The organism is Actinotalea sp. (assembly GCF_035443605.1).
Classification (GTDB): domain Bacteria; phylum Actinomycetota; class Actinomycetes; order Actinomycetales; family Cellulomonadaceae; genus Actinotalea.
Genome location: NZ_DAORSQ010000199.1, coordinates 1 through 2,304, shown reverse-complemented (window position 1 = coordinate 2,304; position 2,304 = coordinate 1). Strand labels below are relative to the sequence as shown.

The window sequence follows — 2,304 nt, the reverse complement described above, 5'->3', positions numbered from 1 at the left end:
CGGTTGCGCGGCTCGCCACGGCGCCCCTCGAGGCTCTCGATGAGCGCGGTCTCCTCGCCGCAGACGTAGGCGCCGGAGCCCAGGTGGATGGTGACGTCGAAGGTCACGTCCGGCCGCCCGGCGACGGCGACGCCCAGCAGCCCGGCCTCGCGGCGCCGGGCGAGGCAGGCCTCGAGGTCCGCGAGGAGGTAGACGTACTCGGCCCTGAGGTAGCAGATGCCCACGGTCGCGCCGGTCGCGTAGCCCGCGATGGTCATGCCCTCGAACACCAGGTCGGCGAGCTCTGACAGCAGCACGCGGTCCTTGAAGGTGCCGGGCTCGCCCTCGTCGGCGTTGCAGATGACGTACCGCTGGCCGTCGGGTGCCGGCGCGGTGGCCGCGAGCTCCCACTTCAGGCCGGTCGGGAACCCGGCGCCGCCGCGGCCCTTCATCCCCGAGTCCTTGACGGTGGCGACCACCCCGGCCGGGTCGAGCGCGAGGGCGGCGCGCAGGCCGGCGCCCACCTCGATCCCGGCGAGTGTCATCGGTGTGCGGACGCTCATGAGCCCCACCCTCGCGCCGGATGCCGACGCTGAACCAGCGTCGCGAGCACCGGCATACCCTCCGAACGTACGACTCGGCCCGCGGGAATGCCTGGGACCTTGGGGTCCTCCTGCGGGGGCCGTCGCGACGGCCCCCGCACCCATCCCATGAGTTAGTGTCGGCGAGCGCGCCGACCGCTCGCGCCCCCTCACCGCTGGAGTCCCTCGTGGCCAACGTCCTGTACCGGATCGGTCGTGCATCCTTCCGGCGCCACGGCGTCGTCATCGCGGTGTGGCTGCTGCTGCTGGCCGTGCTCGGCGCGGGCGTCCTCGTGCTGGGCACACCGTCGGTCTCCGGCGTGACGATCCCCGGCACGGAGTCGCAGCGCGCCTTCGAGGCGCTGCGCAGCGAGTTCCCTCAGGCGAGCGGCGCCAACGGCACCGTGGTGCTGCGGGCACCCGAGGGCACGACGGTCATGGACCCCGAGGGTCAGCAGGTGGTCCTGGCCACCGTCGCGAAGGCCAACGAGCTCCCTGGCGTGCTCGGGGCCACCAACCCGTTCGACACGCAGGCGATCGGCCGCGACGGCCGGTTCGCCCTCATCAGCGTGCAGTTCGAGGCGTCGTCGGACGAGCTCACGCCCGCCCAGCGCGAGGCCTACGCCGCCGTCGGGCAGGACGCACCGGAGGGCTGGACCATCGCCTCGGGGGGTGAGCCGCTGCTGGCCGAGCCCGAGATCGGCTCCACCGAGGCCATCGGCGTCGTCATCGCCATGCTCGTGCTGGTCATCACCTTCGGCTCGCTCTTCGCCGCCGGGATGACGCTCGTCAACGCGCTCATCGGCGTCGGGGCCGGGATCGCCGGCATCACCATCGCCGGGCACGTCGTCGACATGACGAGCACGGCGCCGATCCTCGCGCTCATGCTCGGCCTCGCCGTCGGCATCGACTACTCCCTGTTCATCACCTCGCGGTACCGCCACAACATCGCCGTCGGCGCCCCGCGCGAGGAGGCCGCCGGGCGGGCGGTGGGCACCGCGGGCTCTGCGGTCGTGTTCGCCGGCCTGACCGTCGTCATCGCGCTCTCCGCGCTGTCGGTGGTCGGCATCCCGTTCCTCACGGTCATGGGCCTGGCCGCAGCCGCGACCGTCGCGATCGCCGTGCTCGTGGCGATCACGCTCCTGCCGGCCATGCTGAGCCTCGCCGGGGACCGGGTGCTCTCGAAGCAGCAGCGGCGCGCCCACGCCGCCGCAGCCGTCGGCGAGGACCCCGAGGAGGCCACGACCAACGGCGGCTTCGCCTGGGCCCGCACCGTGATCCGTTGGCGCGTGCCCGCGATCGTCGTCGGCGTCCTGCTCATCGGGGCGATGGCGATCCCGGCGCTGAGCATGCAGCTCGCGCTGCCGGACGACGGCGCATCGCCGCTCGGCAGCAACAAGCGCACGGCGTACGACCTCATCACCGAGGGCTTCGGCGAGGGCGCCAACGGACGGCTCGTCATGGTGGTCCACGCGCAGGACGCCGACGTCGCCGGGGCCGCCGCGCAGGAGGCGATGGCTGTCGCCGGCGGGGCCGACGGCGTGGTCGTCGTGACGCCGCCGCAGTCCAGCGCCGACGGCCGGACCGCGCTCCTGACCGTCGTCCCGACGACGGGACCGAGCGACGAGGCGACCTTCGACCTCGTCCGCGAGCTGCGCGCGAGCCTCGCGCCCGTCGCCGCCGCGACCGGGGCGGACATCGCGCTCACCGGCGTCACCGCGGTGGGGATCGACGTGTCCGAGAA

Annotated in this window: 1 protein-coding gene and 1 pseudogene; one reads left to right on the top strand and one right to left on the bottom strand. The window is 73.7% G+C overall.

All coding sequences use genetic code 11. The annotated features are described in order from the left end of the window. Positions 1-542, bottom strand: a pseudogene (locus tag PKY62_RS13125) (NADH-quinone oxidoreductase subunit F); the annotation flags it as partial. A gap of 206 nt (positions 543-748) precedes the next feature. On the opposite strand from PKY62_RS13125, the gene PKY62_RS13120 reads away from it, so the two are divergent. Beyond that, the coding region (locus tag PKY62_RS13120; RefSeq protein WP_324537673.1) for an MMPL family transporter at positions 749-2,304 on the top strand (1,556 nt) is incomplete at its 3' end.